General features: G+C 65.4%; 18 protein-coding genes. 12 read left to right on the top strand and 6 right to left on the bottom strand.

Translation table 11 applies throughout. From position 1 onward, the window contains the following. The first annotated feature begins 316 nt into the window (after positions 1 to 316). The 9 genes from RCH14_RS19670 to RCH14_RS19630 all read left to right on the top strand — a co-directional run bounded on the left by RCH14_RS19670 (position 317) and on the right by RCH14_RS19630 (position 8,118). The gene (locus tag RCH14_RS19670) at positions 317 to 1,735 is read left to right on the top strand and encodes an SLC13 family permease (protein ID WP_343027785.1); all 1,419 of its coding nucleotides are present in this window, start codon (positions 317 to 319) and stop codon (positions 1,733 to 1,735) included. A 25-nt stretch (positions 1,736 to 1,760) separates the two neighbouring features. Next, on the top strand, positions 1,761 to 3,428 hold the full coding sequence (mdcA, locus tag RCH14_RS19665; protein ID WP_343027784.1) for a malonate decarboxylase subunit alpha: 1,668 nt from the start codon (positions 1,761 to 1,763) through the stop codon (positions 3,426 to 3,428). Positions 3,429 to 3,440: 12 nt separating this feature from the next. Continuing rightward, positions 3,441 to 3,764 (top strand): malonate decarboxylase acyl carrier protein, encoded by a 324-nt coding sequence (gene mdcC, locus RCH14_RS19660; RefSeq protein WP_343027783.1) that lies wholly within the window; start codon positions 3,441 to 3,443, stop codon positions 3,762 to 3,764. After that, on the top strand, positions 3,761 to 4,669 hold the full coding sequence (locus tag RCH14_RS19655) for a biotin-independent malonate decarboxylase subunit beta (RefSeq protein WP_343027782.1): 909 nt from the start codon (positions 3,761 to 3,763) through the stop codon (positions 4,667 to 4,669). The genes mdcC and RCH14_RS19655 overlap by 4 nt, the downstream gene beginning before the upstream one ends. Then, a complete protein-coding gene (mdcE, locus tag RCH14_RS19650) occupies positions 4,669 to 5,385 on the top strand; it encodes a biotin-independent malonate decarboxylase subunit gamma (protein WP_343027873.1) in 717 nt (238 codons plus the stop codon). Before RCH14_RS19655 ends, mdcE begins: the two co-directional genes overlap by 1 nt. Then, positions 5,369 to 6,043 carry a malonate decarboxylase holo-[acyl-carrier-protein] synthase gene (gene mdcG / locus RCH14_RS19645; RefSeq protein WP_343027781.1) on the top strand — a complete coding sequence of 225 codons (675 nt, stop codon included), beginning with the start codon at positions 5,369 to 5,371 and terminating at the stop codon, positions 6,041 to 6,043. Before mdcE ends, mdcG begins: the two co-directional genes overlap by 17 nt. Next, a complete protein-coding gene (mdcB, locus tag RCH14_RS19640; RefSeq protein ID WP_343027780.1) occupies positions 6,036 to 6,932 on the top strand; it encodes a triphosphoribosyl-dephospho-CoA synthase MdcB in 897 nt (298 codons plus the stop codon). Before mdcG ends, mdcB begins: the two co-directional genes overlap by 8 nt. After that, positions 6,902 to 7,858, top strand: coding sequence for an acyltransferase domain-containing protein (locus tag RCH14_RS19635; RefSeq protein ID WP_343027779.1), 957 nt, complete (start codon positions 6,902 to 6,904; stop codon positions 7,856 to 7,858). The genes mdcB and RCH14_RS19635 overlap by 31 nt, the downstream gene beginning before the upstream one ends. A gap of 131 nt (positions 7,859 to 7,989) precedes the next feature. Next, positions 7,990 to 8,118, top strand: coding sequence for a hypothetical protein (locus RCH14_RS19630; protein ID WP_258837507.1), 129 nt, complete (start codon positions 7,990 to 7,992; stop codon positions 8,116 to 8,118). 81 nt (positions 8,119 to 8,199) lie between these two features. Here the strand turns inward: RCH14_RS19630 and RCH14_RS19625 are convergent, their stop codons facing one another. The 4 genes from RCH14_RS19625 to RCH14_RS19610 form a co-directional block, all read right to left on the bottom strand. Next, positions 8,200 to 9,540 carry a DUF4214 domain-containing protein gene (locus RCH14_RS19625; RefSeq protein WP_343027778.1) on the bottom strand — a complete coding sequence of 447 codons (1,341 nt, stop codon included), beginning with the start codon at positions 9,538 to 9,540 and terminating at the stop codon, positions 8,200 to 8,202. Then, entirely contained in the window at positions 9,534 to 9,809 is a 276-nt protein-coding gene (locus RCH14_RS19620) for a hypothetical protein (RefSeq protein WP_343027777.1), read from the bottom strand. Before RCH14_RS19620 ends, RCH14_RS19625 begins: the two co-directional genes overlap by 7 nt. Positions 9,810 to 9,879: 70 nt before the next feature. Beyond that, positions 9,880 to 11,490 (bottom strand): DUF4214 domain-containing protein, encoded by a 1,611-nt coding sequence (locus RCH14_RS19615; protein WP_343027776.1) that lies wholly within the window; start codon positions 11,488 to 11,490, stop codon positions 9,880 to 9,882. 122 nt (positions 11,491 to 11,612) lie between these two features. Beyond that, the gene (locus tag RCH14_RS19610) at positions 11,613 to 12,761 is read right to left on the bottom strand and encodes a GNAT family N-acetyltransferase (RefSeq protein ID WP_343027775.1); all 1,149 of its coding nucleotides are present in this window, start codon (positions 12,759 to 12,761) and stop codon (positions 11,613 to 11,615) included. Between the two features lie 83 nt (positions 12,762 to 12,844). Here RCH14_RS19610 and RCH14_RS19605 point away from each other — a divergent pair, with 83 nt between their 5' ends. Both RCH14_RS19605 and RCH14_RS19600 read left to right on the top strand, forming a co-directional pair. Beyond that, positions 12,845 to 14,929, top strand: a complete 2,085-nt coding sequence (locus tag RCH14_RS19605) for an NAD(+) synthase (protein WP_343027774.1) — start codon at positions 12,845 to 12,847, stop codon at positions 14,927 to 14,929. Then, positions 14,926 to 15,264 (top strand): P-II family nitrogen regulator, encoded by a 339-nt coding sequence (locus RCH14_RS19600; protein WP_183550870.1) that lies wholly within the window; start codon positions 14,926 to 14,928, stop codon positions 15,262 to 15,264. Before RCH14_RS19605 ends, RCH14_RS19600 begins: the two co-directional genes overlap by 4 nt. A 34-nt stretch (positions 15,265 to 15,298) precedes the next feature. On the opposite strand, the gene RCH14_RS19595 is transcribed toward RCH14_RS19600, so the two are convergent. Beyond that, on the bottom strand, positions 15,299 to 15,904 hold the full coding sequence (locus RCH14_RS19595) for a trimeric intracellular cation channel family protein (RefSeq protein WP_183550873.1): 606 nt from the start codon (positions 15,902 to 15,904) through the stop codon (positions 15,299 to 15,301). Between the two features lie 225 nt (positions 15,905 to 16,129). Here RCH14_RS19595 and RCH14_RS19590 point away from each other — a divergent pair, with 225 nt between their 5' ends. Then, the gene (locus RCH14_RS19590) at positions 16,130 to 16,555 is read left to right on the top strand and encodes a DUF1842 domain-containing protein (RefSeq protein WP_343027773.1); all 426 of its coding nucleotides are present in this window, start codon (positions 16,130 to 16,132) and stop codon (positions 16,553 to 16,555) included. On the opposite strand, the gene RCH14_RS19585 is transcribed toward RCH14_RS19590, so the two are convergent. After that, entirely contained in the window at positions 16,524 to 18,719 is a 2,196-nt protein-coding gene (locus RCH14_RS19585) for an ATP-binding protein (RefSeq protein ID WP_343027772.1), read from the bottom strand. The genes RCH14_RS19590 and RCH14_RS19585 overlap by 32 nt on opposite strands. Between the last annotated feature and the right edge of the window lie 148 nt (positions 18,720 to 18,867).

Genomic DNA, 18,867 nt, shown 5'->3' with positions numbered 1-18,867 from the left:
TTCTCCGGTTGGGTGATGCAGTAAGGTCTCGCGCCTGCGCGCCGGGCGCGTGCTGTCCGATTTCTGCCAAGACAGGAATGTAACACTTCCTAACACTTCCGCTGACAGTAAACGTCGCCGACTCAGCGTAATTGATCTGGACGGCGATCGGGTTTACCTTTGCCGCACAACCTGCATAACAAAAGAGCATGGCCGGCCCCGCAACGTTCCCGAGACCACGGTCCGAGGAAGCGATGGCGACAGGCCATGCATTGGAGACGTATCACCAGCGACGCGCCGGGTGGAACCGGCCGCCGCACCTCGTAGGAGCCACCCTGTGTCCTCTCATGTCATTGCAATCTGCGTTCTGGCGCTCATGTTCATCGTCGCCACCGCCATGCCCATCAATATGGGCGTCATCGCGTTTGTCGGCGCCTTCCTGGTCGGCACCCTGGTCTTCAGCATGGAGACCAAGGCCATCATGTCCGGCTACCCGGCCGAACTGTTCCTGACCCTGGTCGGCATCACCTTCCTGTTCGCGCAGGCCCAAAACAACGGCACCATCGACTGGCTGGTGCGGCAAGCCGTGCGCGCCGTGGGCGGGCGCATCGCGGCCATCCCGTGGGTGATGTTCTTCGTCACGGCGCTGCTGACGGCCGTCGGCGCCGTCAGCCCTGCGGCGGTGGCCATCATCGCGCCGATCGCGCTGAGCTTTGCTGCCAAGTACAAGATCAATCCCTTGATGATGGGCCTGCTCGTGATCCACGGCGCGCAGGGCGGCGGCTTCTCGCCGATCAGCATCTACGGTGGTATCACCAACAAGGTCGTCATGGAAGCGGGGCTGCCGATCTCGCCGCTGACCACTGCTTTCACCAGCCTGGGTGTGAACCTGACGGTGTCGATCATCCTGTTCTTCGTGTTCGGCGGTGCCAAACTGATGCGCCAGGAAATGCCGAAGTCCAGCCGGGGCGTGCGTCCCATGACGCCATTCACGCCGCCGGTGGCGGTCGCGGCGCAGGGTCCGCAAATCTACGGCGACGCTGAAAACGAAACCGGCAGCGAAGAGCGCCTCACCGCGCAGCGTTCGAGTGCGGCAGTCGGCGCAGTCGGTGCCGGTGGTGCCGGTTCCGGCCTGGGTGCAGGTGAGATCGCGCTCGACGCCGGCCCGACCTTCCACCAGCTGTTTACCGTGTTCGGCCTGGCTGCACTGGCGGTGCTGGTGCTGTTCTTCAAACTCGATATCGGCTTTGTCGCCCTGACCATCGGTCTGGTGATTTCCATCCTGTCGCCGCAAGTGCAAAAGCGCGCCATCGGCCAGGTGTCGTGGCCCGAAATCATGCTGATCGTCGGCGTGAGCACGTATGTCGGCGTGATGCAGAAGATGGGCACCATCACCTGGGTCGGCGACAGCGTTGCCACCCTGACGTCGCCACTGACGGTGGCCTTGCTGCTGCTGTTCGTCGGCGCCATCGTCTCGGCCTTTGCTTCTTCCACCGCCGTGCTGGGTTCGCTCATTCCGCTGGCTGTGCCGTTCCTGGCGTCGGGCACCGGCGTGGACGCCATCGGCTTCATCGCCGCCATGGCGGTCGCATCGACGATTGTCGACGTCAGCCCGTTCTCGACCAATGGTGCACTCGTGCTGGCCAGTGCCCAGGGCATCGACCGCGACGTATTCCTGCGCCAGCTGATGATCTATGGCGGTATCGTGACGCTGGTCGCGCCGATCGTCGTGTGGCTGCTGTTCGTGGTGTTGTAAGGCCACGCAAATTTTAGGAACTATCATGAATCATGCTGAAGGCCGCTGGACCGGCCAGCAACGTAACCGCAGCGAGCGCGTGGCCCGCGCCGGCGCCGCCCTTGGCGGGGCGCTCGACGGCAAGATCGTGCAGGCCTCGCACATCGTCGAGCTGCTGCACGCGGTGCTCGAACCGGGCGACCGCGTCTGCCTCGAAGGCAACAACCAGAAGCAGGCCGACTTCCTCGGCAAGGCCCTGACGCGCGTCGATACGGCGCGCGTGCATGACCTGCATATGCTGCTGTCGGTGCTCTCGCTCCCCGAACACCTGGACGTGTTCGAAAAGGGTATCGCGTCGAAACTCGACTTTTCGTTCTCGGGCCCGCAGGCCGGGCGCCTGGCCAAGCTCGCGCAGTCGGGCAAGCTCAATATCGGTGCGATTCACACCTACCTCGAGCTGTTCGCCCGCTACTTCATCGACCTGACGCCGCGCGTGGCGCTGGTGGCTGCCGAGATGGCCGACCGCGAGGGCAATCTGTACACCGGTCCGAACACCGAAGACACGCCGGCGATTGCCGAAGCGACGGCCTTCAAGAGCGGGATCGTGATCGCGCAGGTGAACCAGATCGTCGACAAGCTGCCCCGCATCGACATTCCCGGCGACTGGGTCGGCTACGTCGTGCAGTCGCCCACGCCGTACTACATCGAGCCGCTGTTTACGCGTGATCCGGCCCTGATTTCCGAGATCCAGGTGTTGATGGCGATGATGGCCATCAAGGGCATCTATGCCGAGTACGAGATCGAGCGCCTGAACCACGGCATCGGCTTCGACACCGCCGCCATCGAACTGCTGCTGCCCACTTACGCGGCCAGCCTGGGCCTGAAGGGCAAGATCGCCCGTCACTGGGCGCTGAACCCGCACCCGGCGCTGATCCCGGCGATCGAAGCGGGCTTCGTCGAATCGGTGCACTCGTTCGGCTCCGAGCTGGGCATGGAAAACTATATCCGCGCGCGGCCCGACGTGTTCTTCGTGGGGCCGGACGGCTCGATGCGCAGCAACCGCGCCTTCTGCCAGGCGGCCGGGCATTACGCCTGCGACCTGTTCATCGGTTCGACGCTGCAGATCGATTTGCAGGGCAATTCGTCGACCGCCACGCTGGGGCGCATCGCGGGCTTTGGCGGCGCGCCGAACATGGGCGCCGATGCGCGTGGCCGGCGCCATCCGAGCAAGGCGTGGCTGAAAGCCGGCGAACAGGCGCGCGCGGGCCGCAACATGATCCCGCGCGGGCAAAAGCTGGTAGTGCAGATGGTCGAGACCTTCCGCGAACACATGGCGCCGGCCTTCGTCGAAAAACTCGACGCCTGGCAACTGGCCGAGCAGGCCGGCATGGCGATTCCGCCGGTGATGATCTATGGTGACGACGTCAGCCACATCCTGACCGAGGAAGGCATCGCCAACCTGCTGCTGTGCCGCACCGACGAAGAGCGCGAGCAGGCGATCCGCGGCGTGGCCGGCTACACGCCGGTGGGCATGGCGCGCGACAAGCGCATGGTCGAGAACCTGCGCGACCGGGGCATCATCCGCCGGCCCGAAGATCTCGGCATCGACAAACGCATGGCGACCCGCGACCTGCTGGCCGCCAAGAACATGAAGGGCCTGGTGCGCGCATCGGGCGGGTTGTACGACCCGCCGAAGCGCTTCAGGAACTGGTAAGGAACACATATCATGGAAACGCTGAATTATCGTTTCGAAGGCGGGCGGCGCCTGCTGACCGGGATGCCGCAGCTGGTGGGCGTGGTCGGCTCGGGCAACCTCGAAATCCTGATCGAACCGGCGCACCTGAAGGGCGCGTGCGAAATCGAAGTGCGCACCGCAGCCGTTGGTTTCGGCGCCACCTGGCAAGCCGTCATGGCTGACTTTCACGCGCGCTGGAGCCTGGCCGATGCGCGCGTGAGCGTCAACGACATGGGCGCCACGCCAGCGGTCGTGAGCCTGCGCCTGGACCAGGCGGTCGAATCGATCGCCAATCTTCCCGGAGGCGCGCCATGAGCAGCTACCAGGAACTCACCGCGCGCCAGCGCATTCCGGCCATGTTCGACGTCGGCACGTTTGAAGAATTTTTGCCGCCGTCCATGCGCATCGTCAGTCCGCACCTGGCGCAGCTCGATGCGGCGGTATCGTTCGACGATGGCGTCGTGGTCGGGCGCGGCAAGCTCGGTGGCCAGGTCGTGTTTGGCGCGGCGCAGGAGGGCGGCTTCATGGGCGGCGCCGTGGGCGAAGTCCACGGCGCCAAGCTGGTGGGCATGCTGCAGCGCGCGATTGACGAGCGGGCGCACGCCGTCGTGCTGCTGCTCGAATCGGGTGGCGTGCGGCTGCACGAAGCCAACGCAGGCCTGATCGCCGTGTCCGAAGTCATGCGCGCGATGCTCGACGTGCGCGCAGCCGGCATCCCCGTGATCGCGGTGGTCGGCGGCGCCAATGGCTGCTTTGGCGGCATGGGCATCGCGGCGCGCTGCGCCAACACGGTCATCATGTCCGAGGAAGGGCGCCTGGCGATGTCGGGCCCCGAAGTCATCGAGACCGCCAACGGCGTGGAAGAATTCGATTCGCGCGACCGCGCGCTGGTCTGGCGCACGACGGGCGGCAAGCACCGCTACCTGCTGGGCGACTGCCAGGTGCTGGTCGAAGACGACACAGCAGCGCTGCGCGCGGCGGCGCTGGAGGCCATTGCCGCGATCCCGCCGGGTGAGGTAACACTGACGCTCGATGGCCTGCTGGGTGAGCAGGCGATGCTGGAACGGCGCCTGCATGACACGCAGGGCATGAGCGAACCGATGGAGGTCTGGAAGGGGCTTGGCATGCCTGACCCGGCGCGGGTGCCGATGCTGGAGCCCGACGCCTTCCTCGAACTGGCGGCGCAGCACCGCGCCACGCCCACGCTGGGAGCACGATGATGGATTGGCAGACTGTAGCAGCACAACTGTTCCCCGGCGGGCATGCCATCGCCGAAGCCGACAACTTTTTGAGTGGCAGCGCGCAGGTCGACGGCAAACCAGTGGCCGTCATCGGCACCACGGGCCACACGCCGATCGGCATCGAGATCGCGCTGGCCCAGGCCCAGGCGATCCTGCGGACGGTGCGCGAGCATCCGGGCCGCCCGATCCTGATCCTGGTCGACACGCAAGGCCAGCGCCTGCGCCACCGCGACGAGATGTTGGGCATCAACAGCTACATGGCCCACCTGGGCAAGTGCGTCGACCTGGCGCGGCGCGAAGGCCACACGGTGATCGGCCTCGTCTACGACCAGGCGCTGTCGGGTGGCTTCATCACCAGTGGCCTGATCGCCAGCGCCTGTTACGCGCTGCCCGAGGCCACCATCCGCGTGATGGGCTTGCCGGCGATGGCGCGCATCACGAAGGTGCCCGAGGAACGCCTGACCGAACTGGCCAAGGACAATCCCGTGTTTGCACCGGGCCCGGAAAACTACCTGCGCATGGGGGGGCTGCACGGCATCTGGGATGGCGATCTGGCCGGCGAACTGGTACGCGCGCTGGCCGATGCCGAGGTCGAGGACGGGCGCATGGCGCTGGGCCTGACGCGGGGCGGCCGCCTGATGGCGCATCCGGTGGCGCAGGCGGTCAGGGTGGGCAGCGATGTTCGCCCGGCATGACCTGGTCTGGCTGACGAGCCGCGGCTGGCAGCGCGTGCGCGCCGCTGCGCCGCCGGCAGCGCTGTCTGCGCTGGATCGCTGGCAGGAAGGCGGCTGGCCGGCCGTCGTGCGGCGCGCTGAGGTGGGCACGTTGCCGGGCGAAGTGGCGATCGGATTCCCGTTGCCGCCGCGGCCTGAAGACGGCGGCAAACTCAAGTTCGGCTGCGCGGTCGAGATGTCCGATATCGGCCGGCGTACGCGCGCCTTGCCGCTGGTGGGCGCGCTCTATGCCGTGCCGGCGCAGTGGCGCGAAGGCCTGGAAGCGCTCGAGCGCCAGGCGGCCGATGCCGGCGTGAGCCTCTGCGTGTATGGTTCGGTGGCGCTGGCCGCGCTCACGGGCCAGTATTATCTGACGCCGCTGTCCGATATCGACGTGCTGCTGCAGCCGCAGACGCGGCGCCAACTGATGATCGGTCTCGATCTGCTGTCGTGGCATGCGGGCATCCTGCCGCTCGACGGCGAAGTGGTGTTCCCCGACGGCCGCGCGGTCGCGTGGAAAGAACTGCGCGCGGCGTTTGCCGGCGCGCCGGGTAAGCGCGTGTTGACGAAGGGGCTCGAGCGCATCGCGCTGGTCCTGCCCGAAACCTTGATGGCCACGCTGGAGGAAGAACATGGGTGACCTGAACCGCGTGCAGACGGCGCGCGCGCCCGCTTGGCACGACCAGGGCGACGCCGGCGAGCGCGCCTTTTGCCGGCGCATCGCGCGCGTGGCCGTGCGCAGTCTGTATGCCGAACTGGTGCTGTATCCGAAGCCGGGTCTGGTCTCGACCGTCGACAACGGCAGCCACACCGACATGACGGCGGCCACCTTCATGCGCAGCCTGTTTGCGCTGCGGCGCTACTTTGGCGACATCACCCGCGCCGGCATGGTCGATGCGCCGTTCCACGTTTTAAAGCAGCTGGGGATCGACGCCGAAGCGCGGATGCTGCGCGCAACCGCCGGCATCAATACGCACCGCGGCGCGATCTTTTGCCTCGGCATGTTGTGCGCGGCCATCGGTCGCTGCCGGGCGCGCGCTGAAGCCTTGACCCCGGCGCGCATCGCCGACCTGCTGCGCGCATGCTGGGGCCAGGCGCTGGGCGCGCACAGCATTGTCAACGACGACCATGCATCACACGGCGCCCGTGTCTCGCTGCGCTATGCAGCCAGCGGCGCGCGCGAAGAAGGTGCGCTTGGCTTCCCGGCGGTGTTCGCTGTCGGCCTGCCGGCGCTGCAGCGTGCCCTGGCAGCGGGGCGCGGCATGCGCGAAGCACGCATCGACACACTGTTCGCGCTGATGGCCCATATCAGCGACACCAACGTCTACCATCGCGGCGGCATCGAAGGCGCCTTGACGGTGCGGCGCCAGGCGCGCGCCTTCGTTGCGCGCGGTGCTACGGCCGCGCCGGACTGGGAAGCGCGGGCGCTGGCCAGCCACCGCAGCTTTGTGGCGGCGCGGCTGTCGCCGGGCGGCGCCGCCGATCTGCTGGGCGCCGTGTGCCTCGTGCACGCGGTGACGACGCGCTGATGGCAGGGCGCCTGGCCATCCTGTGCCCGGGGCAGGGCGCGCAGCATCTGGCCATGTTCGACATGGCGCGCCTTGACCCCGCCGCCAGAGCGCTGCTTGACGCCTGGTTTGCCGATCCCGCGCTGGGCGCGACGCTGCAGGCCGGTCTTGGCGAAGAGCGCTTCACGAACCGCATCGCGCAACCGGCGATCGTCGCCGCCACGCTGGCCATGTGGCGTGCGTTGCAGGCCACGATTGCGCCGCCGGTGCTGGTGGCCGGCTACAGCATCGGCGAGTTGTCGGCCTATGGCGTGGCAGGGGCGTTGGCACCGGAGGACGTGATCAAGCTGGCCATCGAACGGGCGCGCCTGATGGATGCCTGCGTGGTCGATGGCGCGGAGCAGGGCATGGTGGCGCTGTCCGGCATGCCGTCCGGGACCGTTGACGCTTTGCTGGCCGGCTGCGGATTCTATCCGGCGATCGTGACCGGTGACGATGCGCTGGTGGCCGGCGGCCCTGCCGCCCAGCGCGATGCGTTGGCCAACGCCGCGATGGCTGCCGGCGGCCATGCCACGGTGCTGCCGGTCGCGGTCGCCTCGCACACGCCAATGCTGGCCGGCGCGGTCGCACCGTTCGGAGCGTTGCTGGCCGACGCGTGCTGGCGCGCACCGGCGTTCCCGGTGCTGTCCGGCATCTCGGCCGAACCGGTGTTTGCTGCAGGCAAGGCGCTGGCCGAACTGCCGCGCCAGATCGCCGAGCCGATCCGCTGGCGCGACTGTATGGAAGCGATGAGCGAAGCCGGCATCACGGTGGCGCTCGAACTGGGGCCGGGGGCCGCGCTGTCAAAAATGTTGCAGTCGCGCAAACAAAACATCGCGTGCCGTTCGGTCACGGAGTTTCGCTCGCTCGATGGGATACGCGCTTGGCTACAGAGGCAGCTCGACTGACATTCACGAAGCTGATGTCTGATATTGCAACTCATAATTGGAAAACACACTGAGTCGCCTATATAACAGTTGTACACCAACTGAAACCATAGGCGTTGCCCATGTGGGCAATGCAATCGAAGGAGCTGCACGTGAAAAAGATTGTCCATGCACTGGTCGCCGCTGCCGGCAGCCGCGCCAAATATGCCCTGCGCAAGCGGGCAGAAGCCATCAAGCCATCGAAGGTCGACTACCGCCTGAACGCGGGCGGCTGGAACTAAGCCTGTCCTGGCAGGGCGTTAAGAACAAAGGCTGGCGCCGTTTGGCGAACCAGCCTTTTTTCATGGGTGACGTACTGTGGCTCATGCCAGCTCGAACGTCGTGCTCATCACCCCGACCAGCGCCACCATCTCTGCGGATTCGGCCAGCGCCAGCAACACATCGCCGCGATCGACATGGCCTTGCGCCAGCAACCCGGCCCAATCCGCCAATTCCATCGTCGTCGCTTCACGTTCGAGTGCAGCGCGGTACAGCTGCGCGATAAACGTCGGATCATCGAGCCGGTCGGTCGACTCGGCGGCGTTGACGAAGCTGTCCGCGATGTCAGCCAGCGACGTGCCTGCTTCGGAGCGGTCGATCCAGTAGTTCAGGCCATCCAGATCCGGCCGGCGGTCATACAGCGCGTCGTACATGCGAATGATTATGCCCACGTCGGTGGCGCCAAACGCGATCTCGTTCGATGCGTCCATGCCCAGCTTTTCGTCCGAATCGACCAGCGCCAGTGCCAGATCGGCGCGGCTGATGGCGCCGCTGGCCAGGGTCGCCGTCCAGTAGGCCAGGCCTTCTGCGTCGGTGGCGCGGCCCAGCACCTGATCGTACAGCCAGGTGACGTAGGCCGCGTTCGACTGCGGCACCTTGCCCGCCAGTTCGCTCGACGTCAGGATGGCCTGCGTGACATCGGCCAGCGCGGTGTCGCCGGCCAGCGTACGCACCCAGTAATCGAGGCTGCCGGCGTCGGGCGAGCGCTCCAGCAGGCTCTCGTACAGACGCGTTACGCTGCCGCGCTCGGACGTGTCGGCCCGGGCCTCGGCAAAGTGGAAGGCTTCGAAGTGATCCGCACTGAAGCTGATGTTGCCAAAGTTTCCGGGGCGAAGGCCCAGTGAGGCGAGCCCGTCCAGATCGCGACCGACGCCAATGGTATAGCCGTCGCGACTGGCGCGGCCCAACTGCAAGGTATCGTAGCCTTCGCCGCCGTCCAGCGAGTTGAACGTCACGTGGCCGATCGACTCGGCGATGCTCTCGCCGATGATGATGCGGTCGTCGCCGCCGCTGGCGCTGACCCGGTCCTGGCCACCGTCGAGGATGAAGGTCTGGCTGGCACCATCGGCAATGATGTTGGCGCGGCCCCGCACATGGTCGAAGGTTCCCGCCCCGGTGATCAGGGAAAGATTGAAGTTGTCCAGGGCCAGGTGCACCCGGTCGCCCTGGCCATTGGTATCGATCAGGACCGCGCTCAATGCCGTATCGCGCCAGCTCGTCAGCCCCATGACGGCGTCCGCTGCGGTGCTCGTGGCTGTCGTCGGCGAGACTGTCGACAGCAGGAATACCGAATTGAATTGCCAATACCACATTGCAGAGAGGGCGTCGGTCATCGCGGCCCGGTCGGCTGCGGGGGCGTGCGCCGCGATTTGCGCGCTCAGCATGTCCAGCGCGCGCAAGGCCGTCTGTGGCGCGCCTGCGGCCCCTCCATTCGCAGCCCGTACCCGGTGGGCAGATGCGCCGTGAGCGCCGCAGCGCCGCCTGGTAAGGTCAACAGGGGAATATCGGCCACATCGTTGCCATTCTGGTCCTGGCGCCCCGGCTGGATGACCGGTACAACGACCGTGCGCGTCACGTCGCCAAGGGGCGCCGTTTCGGTGGTGATGCGTACCTCGGCGCCATCGATGAGTACGGTGGATGTATCGGTTGCCATATGCAGTCCTTGCAAGTGAGCGATGTTGAACGGCCAACTATATTTTCGCGGGGCCGCACGCGGCAGTGCTTCAGGCCAGCTCGAACGTCGTGCTCATCACGCCGACCAGTTCCACCATCTCTGCGGACTCGGCCAGCGCCAGCAGCACATCGCCCCGATCGACATGGCCTTGCGCCAGCAACCCGGCCCAATCCGCCAGTTCGATCGTCGTCGCTTCGCGCTCGAGCGCCATCCGGTACAGCTGTGCGACAAAGGTTGGATCATCCAGCCGGCCGGTCGACTCGGCGGCATCGACAAAGCTGTCGGCGATATCGGCCAGCGACGTGCCATCCTCCAAGCGATCGACCCAGTAATTCAGGCCTGCCAGATCCGGCTGGCGGTCATACAGCGCGTCGTACATGCGAATGAGTACGCCGACGTCGGTGGCGCCGAATGCGATCTCGTTCGATGCGTCCTGTGCCAGTTTTTCGGCCGAATCGACCAGCGCCAGTGCCAGATCGGCGCGGCTGATGCCGTCGCTGGCCAGGGTGGCCGTCCAGTAGGCCAGGCCGCCAGCGTCGGCGGCGCGGCCCAGCACCTGGTCGTACAGCCAGGTGATGTAAGCTGCGTTCGACTGCGGCACCTTGCCAGCGAGCTCGTCCGACGCCAGGATGGCCTGCGTGACGTCGACCAGCGCGGTGTCGCCGGCCAGCGTGCGCATCCAGTAATCGAGGCTGCCGGCGTCGGGCGAGCGCTCCAGCAGCGTCTCGTACAACCGGGTGACACTGCCGCGCACCGTGGTGTCAGCAACTGCCTCGGCAAACTGGAAGGCTTCGATGTTGAATGCCTTATAAATCAAGTTGGGGCGATCTGTGTCGCTGAAGGTGAACGCGGCACGACCGTCCCCCATGTCGAATGCAAAGAACGTGTAGTCATCCCGGCTGTCACCTTTGAGCTGCAGCGTGTCATAGTCTTCGCCGCCATTGATAGTGTTGAACGCGACGTGCCCGATCGTGTCCTGGATGCTCTCGCCGACGATGATCCGGTCGTTGCCGCCGCCGGCGCTGACCTGGTCCACGCCACCGTCGAGAACAATGGTCTGGCTGGCGCCGTCGGCGATGATGTTGGCTCTGCCGATCACGTGATCGAAGGTGCCGCCTCCGGTGATGAGCGTGAAGCTAAAGCCCCGCACGGCCATGTGCGCCGCGTCGCCAAGGCCATTGGTGTCGATTAGCACAGCGGTGGTAAAGTTTCCTACGCTGTTCGACACCTGCATCACCGCGCCTGGTGCGCGCTCGGCTGCCATTGTCGGCATGACGGTCGACAGCAGGATCTTGCCCGAGACGCCCATTAGCACCCACTGTGCGGCGATGGTGCCGTTCATCGCGGCCTGGCTTGGTGCCGGGACATGCGTTTCGATTTGCGCCTGCAACAGCGCCGGGCCATCGGTGATCGGTTGCTCGTCCGTGAGCACCGTCACCTGCATGCCGTACCCGGTTGGCAGGTGCGCCGTCAGCGCAGGCCCGCCGTCCTCGCTCGTCGTGACCGGGATATCGGCCAGCGCGTTGCCGTTCCCATCCTCGCGTGTGGACGTAACCACCGGCACGACCAACGTGCGCGTGGGGTTGCCGAACGTGTCCGTCCCGGCCGTGATATCGACCTCGACGCCATCGATGATGACGGTGGATGAAGGGGTTGCCATATGCGCGCCTCGCAAGTAAATAATCATCAATCACCAACTATAGGCGTTTTGCCGCGCGCACAGCCTACATCGGGTGAGAATACCCGGCACGCATACGCGATCCCTTGCACGACGCCCGCAAGCTACCCGCCACGCTGCCGGAAGGGACTCCTCTCGTTCAACTCATCGAGATAGTCGTCAATGCAGCCCGCTTCGCGCTGCAGGAAATTTTCCACCGCATTCGCAAACGACGGATGCGCCAGCCAGTGCGCCGACCAGGTCTTGGTCGGCAGGAAGCCGCGCGCCATCTTGTGCTCGCCCTGCGCGCCGCCTTCGAACGTGGCGATGCCCTGTTCGATGCAGAATTCCAGCGGCTGGTAGTACGCTGCCTCGAAATGCAGGCACGGCACGTGTTCGAGCGCGCCCCAGTAGCGCCCGTAGAGCGTGTCGGCGTCGTGGATGACGAGGGACGCAGCGACGGCGCGGCCTTCCATTTCGGCGATGACGAGCAGGATATTGTCCGGCATCGTCGCACCGATCTGCAGGAAAAAGTCCAGGTTCAGGTAGGGCGTCGAGTGGTGGTCTTTGTAGGTATTGCGGTAGCAGCGGTTGAACAGCACCCAGTCGTCGCGCGTGGCGTCCACGCCGCGCACGCGGCGCATTGTCACGCCAGCGTCCACCACCTTGCGTCGCTCGGCGCGGATGTTCTTGCGCTTTTTCGGTTCGAGCGTGGCCAGAAAGTCATCGAAACTCGCATAGCCCCGGTTCAGCCAGTGAAACTGCACGCCGCTGCGCAGCAGGAAGCCGGCATCCTTGAGCGCCTGCGCTTCGTCCTCGGGCGGGAACAGGATGTGGGTCGACGAGACCTCGGTGGCCGACTGCGTGGCCGTCAGCACCTCGATCAGCGCGGCGCGCGCGGCCGCGTCGACCGCCAGCAGGCGCGAGCCGGCCACCGGTGTGAACGGAATCGCCGACAGCAGCTTCGGATAATAGTCGAGGCCATTGCGCGCGTAAGCGTCGGCCCAGGCCCAGTCGAACACATACTCGCCATACGAGTGGCCCTTGACGTACAGGGGCAGGGCGGCAGCCAGCACGTCGGCTGCGTCGTACAGCAACAAAAACTGCGGCTGCCAGCCGCTTTCGGGCGCCGCACTGCCTGACGCATGCAGCGCGTGCAGGAAGGCGTACGAGAGAAACGGCGTCGGCGCGGCCTGGGCCTGGACCAGCGCGTCCCATGGTGCTTGCCCGACTTCGGACAGGCTCGAGACGATATGCGTGCGATAATCTGTCATTGCTTTCAACATTGCTTCCAATCCTACGAAGTGAGTGGCGACGGGCAGCGATTCGCCGCGTCGGCACTGCGAGAGACCCATTCATGAACAGCCGATTCTTCAATCTCTATTCGCACCATTTTGCACGCGTTGCCGTCGCCATCCCGCACATCCGCGTGGCCGACCCGGCCTACAACGTCGAACAGACGATCAAGCTGGCGCAGAGGGCGGCAAGCGAAGGCGCGGCGCTGGTCGCGTTTCCCGAACTGGGCCTGTCCGCCTACACCTGCGACGACCTGTTCCACCAGCGCGCGCTGCTCGACGCCTGCCTGGACGGCTTGCACACCGTTCTTGATGCATCGCGCAGCCTGCCGCTGGCCATCGTCATCGGCATGCCGCTGCGGGTGAACCATATGCTGTTCAACTGCGCCGTTGCCATCGCCAATGGACGCGTGCTGGGCGTGGTGCCGAAAAGTTATTTGCCTAATTATGGCGAGTTTTACGAATCCCGGCAGTTCACGCCCGCCGATTGCGCGCCCGTCGACCAGATCGACCTGTTTGGCGAGACTGTGCCGTTCGGCGTAAACCTGCTGTTCGAGGTCGCCAACCTGCCACTGCTGCGCTTTCACCTCGAGATCTGCGAAGACGTCTGGGTACCGGTACCGCCGTCGTCGTTCGCGGCATTGGCCGGCGCCACGGTGCTGGTCAACCTGTCGGCATCGAATGTCGTCGTCGGCAAGAGCGGCTACCGTCATCAGCTGGTTGGCCAGCAATCGGCGCGCTGTATGGCAGCGTATCTGTACACGTCGGCCGGGCGCGGCGAATCGACCACCGACATGGCGTGGGACGGCCAGTCGCTGATCTACGAAAAGGGCGAGCTGCTGGCCGAATCCGCGCGCTTTTCCGACGAATCGCAGATCATCTTCGCCGACGTCGACCTCGAGCGTTTGTCGACCGAGCGCATGAAAGCGACGACGTTTGCGCAGTCGGCCCGGCGCCATGCGGCCGAGGTGGCGGCGTTTCGCGTCGTGCGCTTCGAGCTCGCGCTGCCGCTCGAGCACACCCTGCCGCTGGCGCGCAGCGTCGAGCGCTTCCCGTATGTCCCGCTCGACCGCGCCCGGCGCGACGAGCGCTGCACCGAGGTCTACAACATCCAGGTGCAGGCCCTGATCCAGCGCCTGGCCGCGAGCGGTATCCAGAAGGTGGTCATCGGCGTGTCCGGCGGCCTGGACTCGACCCACGCGCTGCTCGTCTGCGCGAAAGTGATGGACCGCCTGAAGCTGCCGCGCACGAACATCCTGGCCTACACGATGCCCGGCTTCGCCACCAGCGAGCGCACGCTCAGGCAGGCGCGCGACCTGATGGCGGCCGTGGGTTGCAGCGCGCAAGAGATTGATATCCGCCCGAGCTGCATCCAGATGCTCAAGGATCTGGGGCACCCGTACAGCGAGGGCACGCCCGACTACGACATCACGTTCGAGAACGTGCAGGCCGGCGAGCGTACCAACCACCTGTTCCGGCTGGCGAACTTCCATAACGGGATCGTGATCGGCACGGGCGACCTGTCCGAGCTGGCGCTGGGCTGGTGTACCTACGGCGTGGGCGACCATATGTCGCACTACAACGTCAACGCCAGCGTGCCCAAGACGCTGATCTCGTACCTGGTGCGCTGGGTCGCCGAGACGGGCTCGGTCGTCGCCGAGGGCCAGTCGCGGGTGCTGATCGACATCCTCGAGACCGAGATCAGCCCCGAGCTGGTGCCTGGCGGTGCAGGCAGTCACGGCGCCGATGCCAAGCCTGCGCAAAGCACGCAGGAACGCATCGGCCCTTACGAGCTGCAAGATTTCAATCTGTTCTATACGCTGCGCTACGGCTTCAAGCCGAGCAAGGTCGCGTTCATGGCGTATTCGGCATGGCACGACAGCGCGGCGGGCCGCTGGCCGGACGAGGCCGGCGAGCGCAATGCCTACGACATGGACGCCATCAAGCGCAACCTGTCGATCTTTTTGTACCGCTTCTTCAAGACCAGCCAGTTCAAGCGCTCGTGCGTACCGAACGGACCGAAGGTCGGCAACGGCGGCTCGCTCTCGCCACGTGGCGACTGGCGGGCACCGTCCGACTCCGAGGCCACCGTCTGGCTGGGCGACCTGGCGACCATCCCCGACTCATCGAAAGGACTACCACCATGAAACAGATTACCTGCGTGATCAAACCGTTCAAGCTCGACGAAGTGCGTGAAGCGCTGGCCGAAGTGAACGTCACCGGCCTGACCGTTACCGAAGTGAAGGGTTTCGGCCGCCAGAAGGGGCACACCGAGCTGTATCGCGGCGCCGAATACGTCGTCGACTTCCTGCCGAAAGTGAAGATCGAAGTGGTGGTGGACGATCCGATGGCCGACAGCGTCGTCGACGCCATCATCAAGGCAGCGCGCACCGGCAAGATCGGGGACGGCAAGATTTTTGTCCAGAACATCGAGCAGGTCATCCGCATTCGTACCGGCGAGACCGGCCCCGACGCAGTCTAAGCCCGCCTGCCTGATCCACCGGGGCGGTGCGTCGTTACCGCCCCATCCGCATATCGAACTTCCACGTCAACAGCCGCAGGCCGCTGATGAACAGGCAGCTCGACCACAGCGCGAAATCGTCCGGCACGCCGTACTTGCCCATGAGCAGGAACAGCCAGTTGCCGATGAAGGCGCAAATCGCATACGGTTTGCCGTCCCGGAACACCATCGGCACTTCGTTACAGACGATATCGCGCAGCACGCCCCCGAAAATCCCGGTAATGACGCCCATCATTGAGGCGATGAAGATCGGCATGTCCGCCGCCAGCGCGGCAGATACGCCCGCAATCGAGAACAGGCCCAGGCCCACGGCATCGGCAATGACGATCAGGCGTTCCGAGACGATCTGACGCAGCGTGCGGATCAGGGGAGAGGCGACGAGCGCGAGCACGAAGATCGCGATCGCATATTCCTGGTGCGTCACCCAGAACAGCGGGCGCTTGTCGAGCAGGATGTCGCGCAGCGTGCCGCCGCCGAATGCGGTGATGAAGGCCACCGTGAATACCCCCACCAGATCCATGCGCTTGCGCCGGGCTTCGATGAAGCCGGAAAACGCGCCGACCAGGATCGCCATGATTTCGATGAACTTGATAAGCGTCATGCAGCAGAGGTCAGGGAATGGTGTTGTGAGATTACCACGGGCTAAGCGCTTGCATAAGAGAATTATGCGCCCCCGTCGCTATCCGCGACATTCGGGCTGACGGTCGGAAGGAGGCCGGAAGGTCATTGCGGCCAGGTCTGCTTAAGGTAATCAGGCCCGACTGGCGCAACCGCCGGGCAATTCCTGCCGGGCAATTCCTGCAGACCAACCCAGATGAAGGAGTAGATGATGGCGAATACGTTCGAGTCCGTAAGAGTGATCACGCTGACCGCAGGCAACCAGGGCATGCCTGGCGCCCCGATCCTGACGATGGCGCTGATGATCGACGGCGCCGATGGCACCGTGCAGGGCAAGGGCAAGATCACCCAGGCCCTGGCGCCACCGTACGGCGAGCTGTCGGTTTCCGATATCACGGGGCAGGTGCGTGCGATGGGGTTCGGCCCGGCAACGCAGGCGCTGTCGCTGAAGGGGACGATCTTCACGACGCTCAAACCGCCGGCGATCGGCACCCTGGAAACGCCGTTCAGCGCTTTCTTCGTGACCGACAACGACTGGGTGGGTAATGGCTATTTCAACTACCCACCCAACGACGTGACCGATGTGCCGATCGTCCCGGGGCTTACTGCGCCAGCAGTGGCAGCCGCAGCGTAAAGATGACCCGCCCATCCGCATACCGGTAGGCCAGCTCGCCCTGGTGCTCGCGCACGATCTGCTGCGCGATGTACAGGCCCAGGCCCATGCCGGTGCGGTTGCGCGGATTGTTCATCGACGCGCGCTTGAACGGGTTGAACAGCGTGGCCACGGTTTCGGGCAGGATCGCCTGGCCGGCGTTGGAAACCTCGACCGAAGCATCACGCTCGTGGGCGCGCAGGCACACGGTCACGGGCGTGCCCGGCTCACCGTGGTGGCGCGCATTGCTCATCAGGTTCGACAGGACCTGGCCCAGCCGGCCGCCGTCGGCCCTGACCGTGGCGTCGTCGTCGCAGATCAGATCGAGCGGGATCGATGGATACGCCATGCGCGCTTCGTCCATCAGATCGATCAGCAATTCTTTCAGGTCGACGGGCACGAGCGAGACGCCCAGGCCCATGCCGCTGTCGATGCGGCTCATGTCCAGCACCTGGCTGATCATGCGCTGCATGCGGTTGGTCGACGACTGGATGCGCTTGCCCAGCGTCGGCTGGCCATTGCCACCGCCGTTGCCGGTGCGTTCCAGCACCATGCCGGCCATATTGATCGAGTGCAGCGGGTCGCGCAGGTCATGGCCGAGCATAGCCAGCAGTTGCGCGCGGGTCGCCTCCGTTTGCGAGCGTTGCGAGTTCATTGCGCGTACCAGTTCGGCCAGCGTCAGGCGGGCATTGCCCAACACCGTGGGTTCCCACGGGTGCGCGCGGCCGCGCACCGTCTCGTGCCAGGCATCGAACGAGCCGCGCGGCGTCAGGCGTTCGCCCAGCGGACCAAAAATTGCAATCTTGTCGGGACGGCCGCCCCAGGCCACCGTCTCGATCTGTTCGACGCGCAGCAGCACGCACCAGCCCTGGCCCATTGGATCGAAGGGCAGGGCCAGCATGCCGACCCATTTGCCCAATTGCTCGTGCAGGGCCTCGGGCCACTCGTTCTTGCATTCGCGGATCAGCAAATCGTGCTGGTTGTCCGGCAGCAGCCCGATGATGGCCTTCGCCAGTTCGGGTGGCAGATCGCCATGCGTGACCACCTTGCCGTGCTGGGCGACGATCATCGCCTGGGCGCCCGACGCCGCCATCATCAACTTGCCGTGCTGTCCCAGCGTGTCGACCGGATCGTCGTCGAGCAGCAGCGATTCGACGATGCTCGTGCGTACGCGGGCCGATTGTTCGGCCAGCGTGGCGTCGGCGCGCGCTTCGATGCTGAGGATGGTCGAGGCCATCACCTGCGCCAGCACGTCGGCCGCCAGGCGCACCGCGTAGGGCACCAGCTTCTTGGACATGTGATGGCAGGCGATCAGGCCCCACAGGCGGCCGTTGATGACGATGGACACACTCATCGACGCCATCACGCCCATGTTCTTCAGGTACTCGATGTGGACCGGCGAAACGCTGCGCAGCACGGCGAAACTCATGTCCAGTGGCGGGGCGCCCGGTGCGCCGCACAGCGGCACGGCCGTGTAGTCCATGTCGCCGATCATGCGCAGCGTGTTGAGCGTGTACAGGCGGCGCGCCTGGGCCGGGATGTCGCCGGCCGGGTAGCGCTGGCCAAGGTACGGCACCAGGTCATCGCGCCGGCTTTCGGCCACGACGTCGCCGCTGTCGTCGGCGCGAAAGCGATAGGCCATCACGCGGTCGAAGCCGGTGAAATCGCGTACCTGGGTCACGGCGACGCTGAGCAGCCCCTCGATGGTTTTCTGGCGGCGCAGGCGGTCAATCGAGCTGTGCGCCTTGACGGCGAACTGCGACACTTCTTCGGTCGAGGCTTCGCGCAATTCGAATTCGGCGGTGATGCGCCCGTCGGCGGCATGCACGACACAATCGTACTCGGTCGCGCCGATGGACAGGCCGGCCACCAGCGGGCCGGCGTCGGCGTCGTGGAGAGCGGCAATGCAGTCGGTAATGGCGTCGGCAGCAGCCACCGGCAATGTCAGCGCCTCCAGCGCCAGGCCCAGTTGCAGGGAGACGCCAAGCATGCCGGGGGCGTTTTCGCTCCAGCCGGCCAGACGTGCATCTTCGGTGAAGAACAGTACTGCGCCATGGGGCTGGATCGAGCCAGGGATATGGATCGGCTCCGCGGCACAGGACGACAAATCGACCCGTTGCCCATGCTCCATGATGACCGCTTGCATTGCCTTCAAATCACACCACCCCTAGTCGAATGACCGGCAACAGACCGGCCGAGAAGAATTCTACATTCAACCTGCCAAAGGGGCCGGCACTGCAACCACGAACATTGCAACTGTTACACGAGCATGTTGCATTACCCATACAGACGCG

The sequence above is a fragment of the Massilia sp. MP_M2 genome (assembly GCF_039123635.1).
Classification (GTDB): Bacteria; Pseudomonadota; Gammaproteobacteria; order Burkholderiales; family Burkholderiaceae_D; genus Telluria.
The sequence above is the reverse complement of the archived record's forward strand: the minus strand, read 5'-3'. Positions and strand labels throughout refer to the sequence as shown.

What these genes read in the sequence shown, in the direction of transcription:
- mdcA (WP_343027784.1), top strand. Translation starts at nt 1,761, where the DNA reads ATGAATCATGCTGAAGGCCGCTGGACCGGCCAGCAACGTAACCGCAGC.
- mdcC (WP_343027783.1), top strand. Translation starts at nt 3,441, where the DNA reads ATGGAAACGCTGAATTATCGTTTCGAAGGCGGGCGGCGCCTGCTGACC.
- RCH14_RS19655 (WP_343027782.1), top strand. Translation starts at nt 3,761, where the DNA reads ATGAGCAGCTACCAGGAACTCACCGCGCGCCAGCGCATTCCGGCCATG.
- mdcE (WP_343027873.1), top strand. Translation starts at nt 4,669, where the DNA reads ATGGATTGGCAGACTGTAGCAGCACAACTGTTCCCCGGCGGGCATGCC.
- mdcG (WP_343027781.1), top strand. Translation starts at nt 5,369, where the DNA reads ATGTTCGCCCGGCATGACCTGGTCTGGCTGACGAGCCGCGGCTGGCAG.
- mdcB (WP_343027780.1), top strand. Translation starts at nt 6,036, where the DNA reads ATGGGTGACCTGAACCGCGTGCAGACGGCGCGCGCGCCCGCTTGGCAC.
- RCH14_RS19625 (WP_343027778.1), bottom strand. Translation starts at nt 9,540, where the DNA reads ATGCTGAGCGCGCAAATCGCGGCGCACGCCCCCGCAGCCGACCGGGCC.
- RCH14_RS19620 (WP_343027777.1), bottom strand. Translation starts at nt 9,809, where the DNA reads ATGGCAACCGATACATCCACCGTACTCATCGATGGCGCCGAGGTACGC.
- RCH14_RS19615 (WP_343027776.1), bottom strand. Translation starts at nt 11,490, where the DNA reads ATGGCAACCCCTTCATCCACCGTCATCATCGATGGCGTCGAGGTCGAT.
- RCH14_RS19610 (WP_343027775.1), bottom strand. Translation starts at nt 12,761, where the DNA reads ATGACAGATTATCGCACGCATATCGTCTCGAGCCTGTCCGAAGTCGGG.
- RCH14_RS19605 (WP_343027774.1), top strand. Translation starts at nt 12,845, where the DNA reads ATGAACAGCCGATTCTTCAATCTCTATTCGCACCATTTTGCACGCGTT.
- RCH14_RS19600 (WP_183550870.1), top strand. Translation starts at nt 14,926, where the DNA reads ATGAAACAGATTACCTGCGTGATCAAACCGTTCAAGCTCGACGAAGTG.
- RCH14_RS19595 (WP_183550873.1), bottom strand. Translation starts at nt 15,904, where the DNA reads ATGACGCTTATCAAGTTCATCGAAATCATGGCGATCCTGGTCGGCGCG.
- RCH14_RS19590 (WP_343027773.1), top strand. Translation starts at nt 16,130, where the DNA reads ATGATGGCGAATACGTTCGAGTCCGTAAGAGTGATCACGCTGACCGCA.
- RCH14_RS19585 (WP_343027772.1), bottom strand. Translation starts at nt 18,719, where the DNA reads ATGCAAGCGGTCATCATGGAGCATGGGCAACGGGTCGATTTGTCGTCC.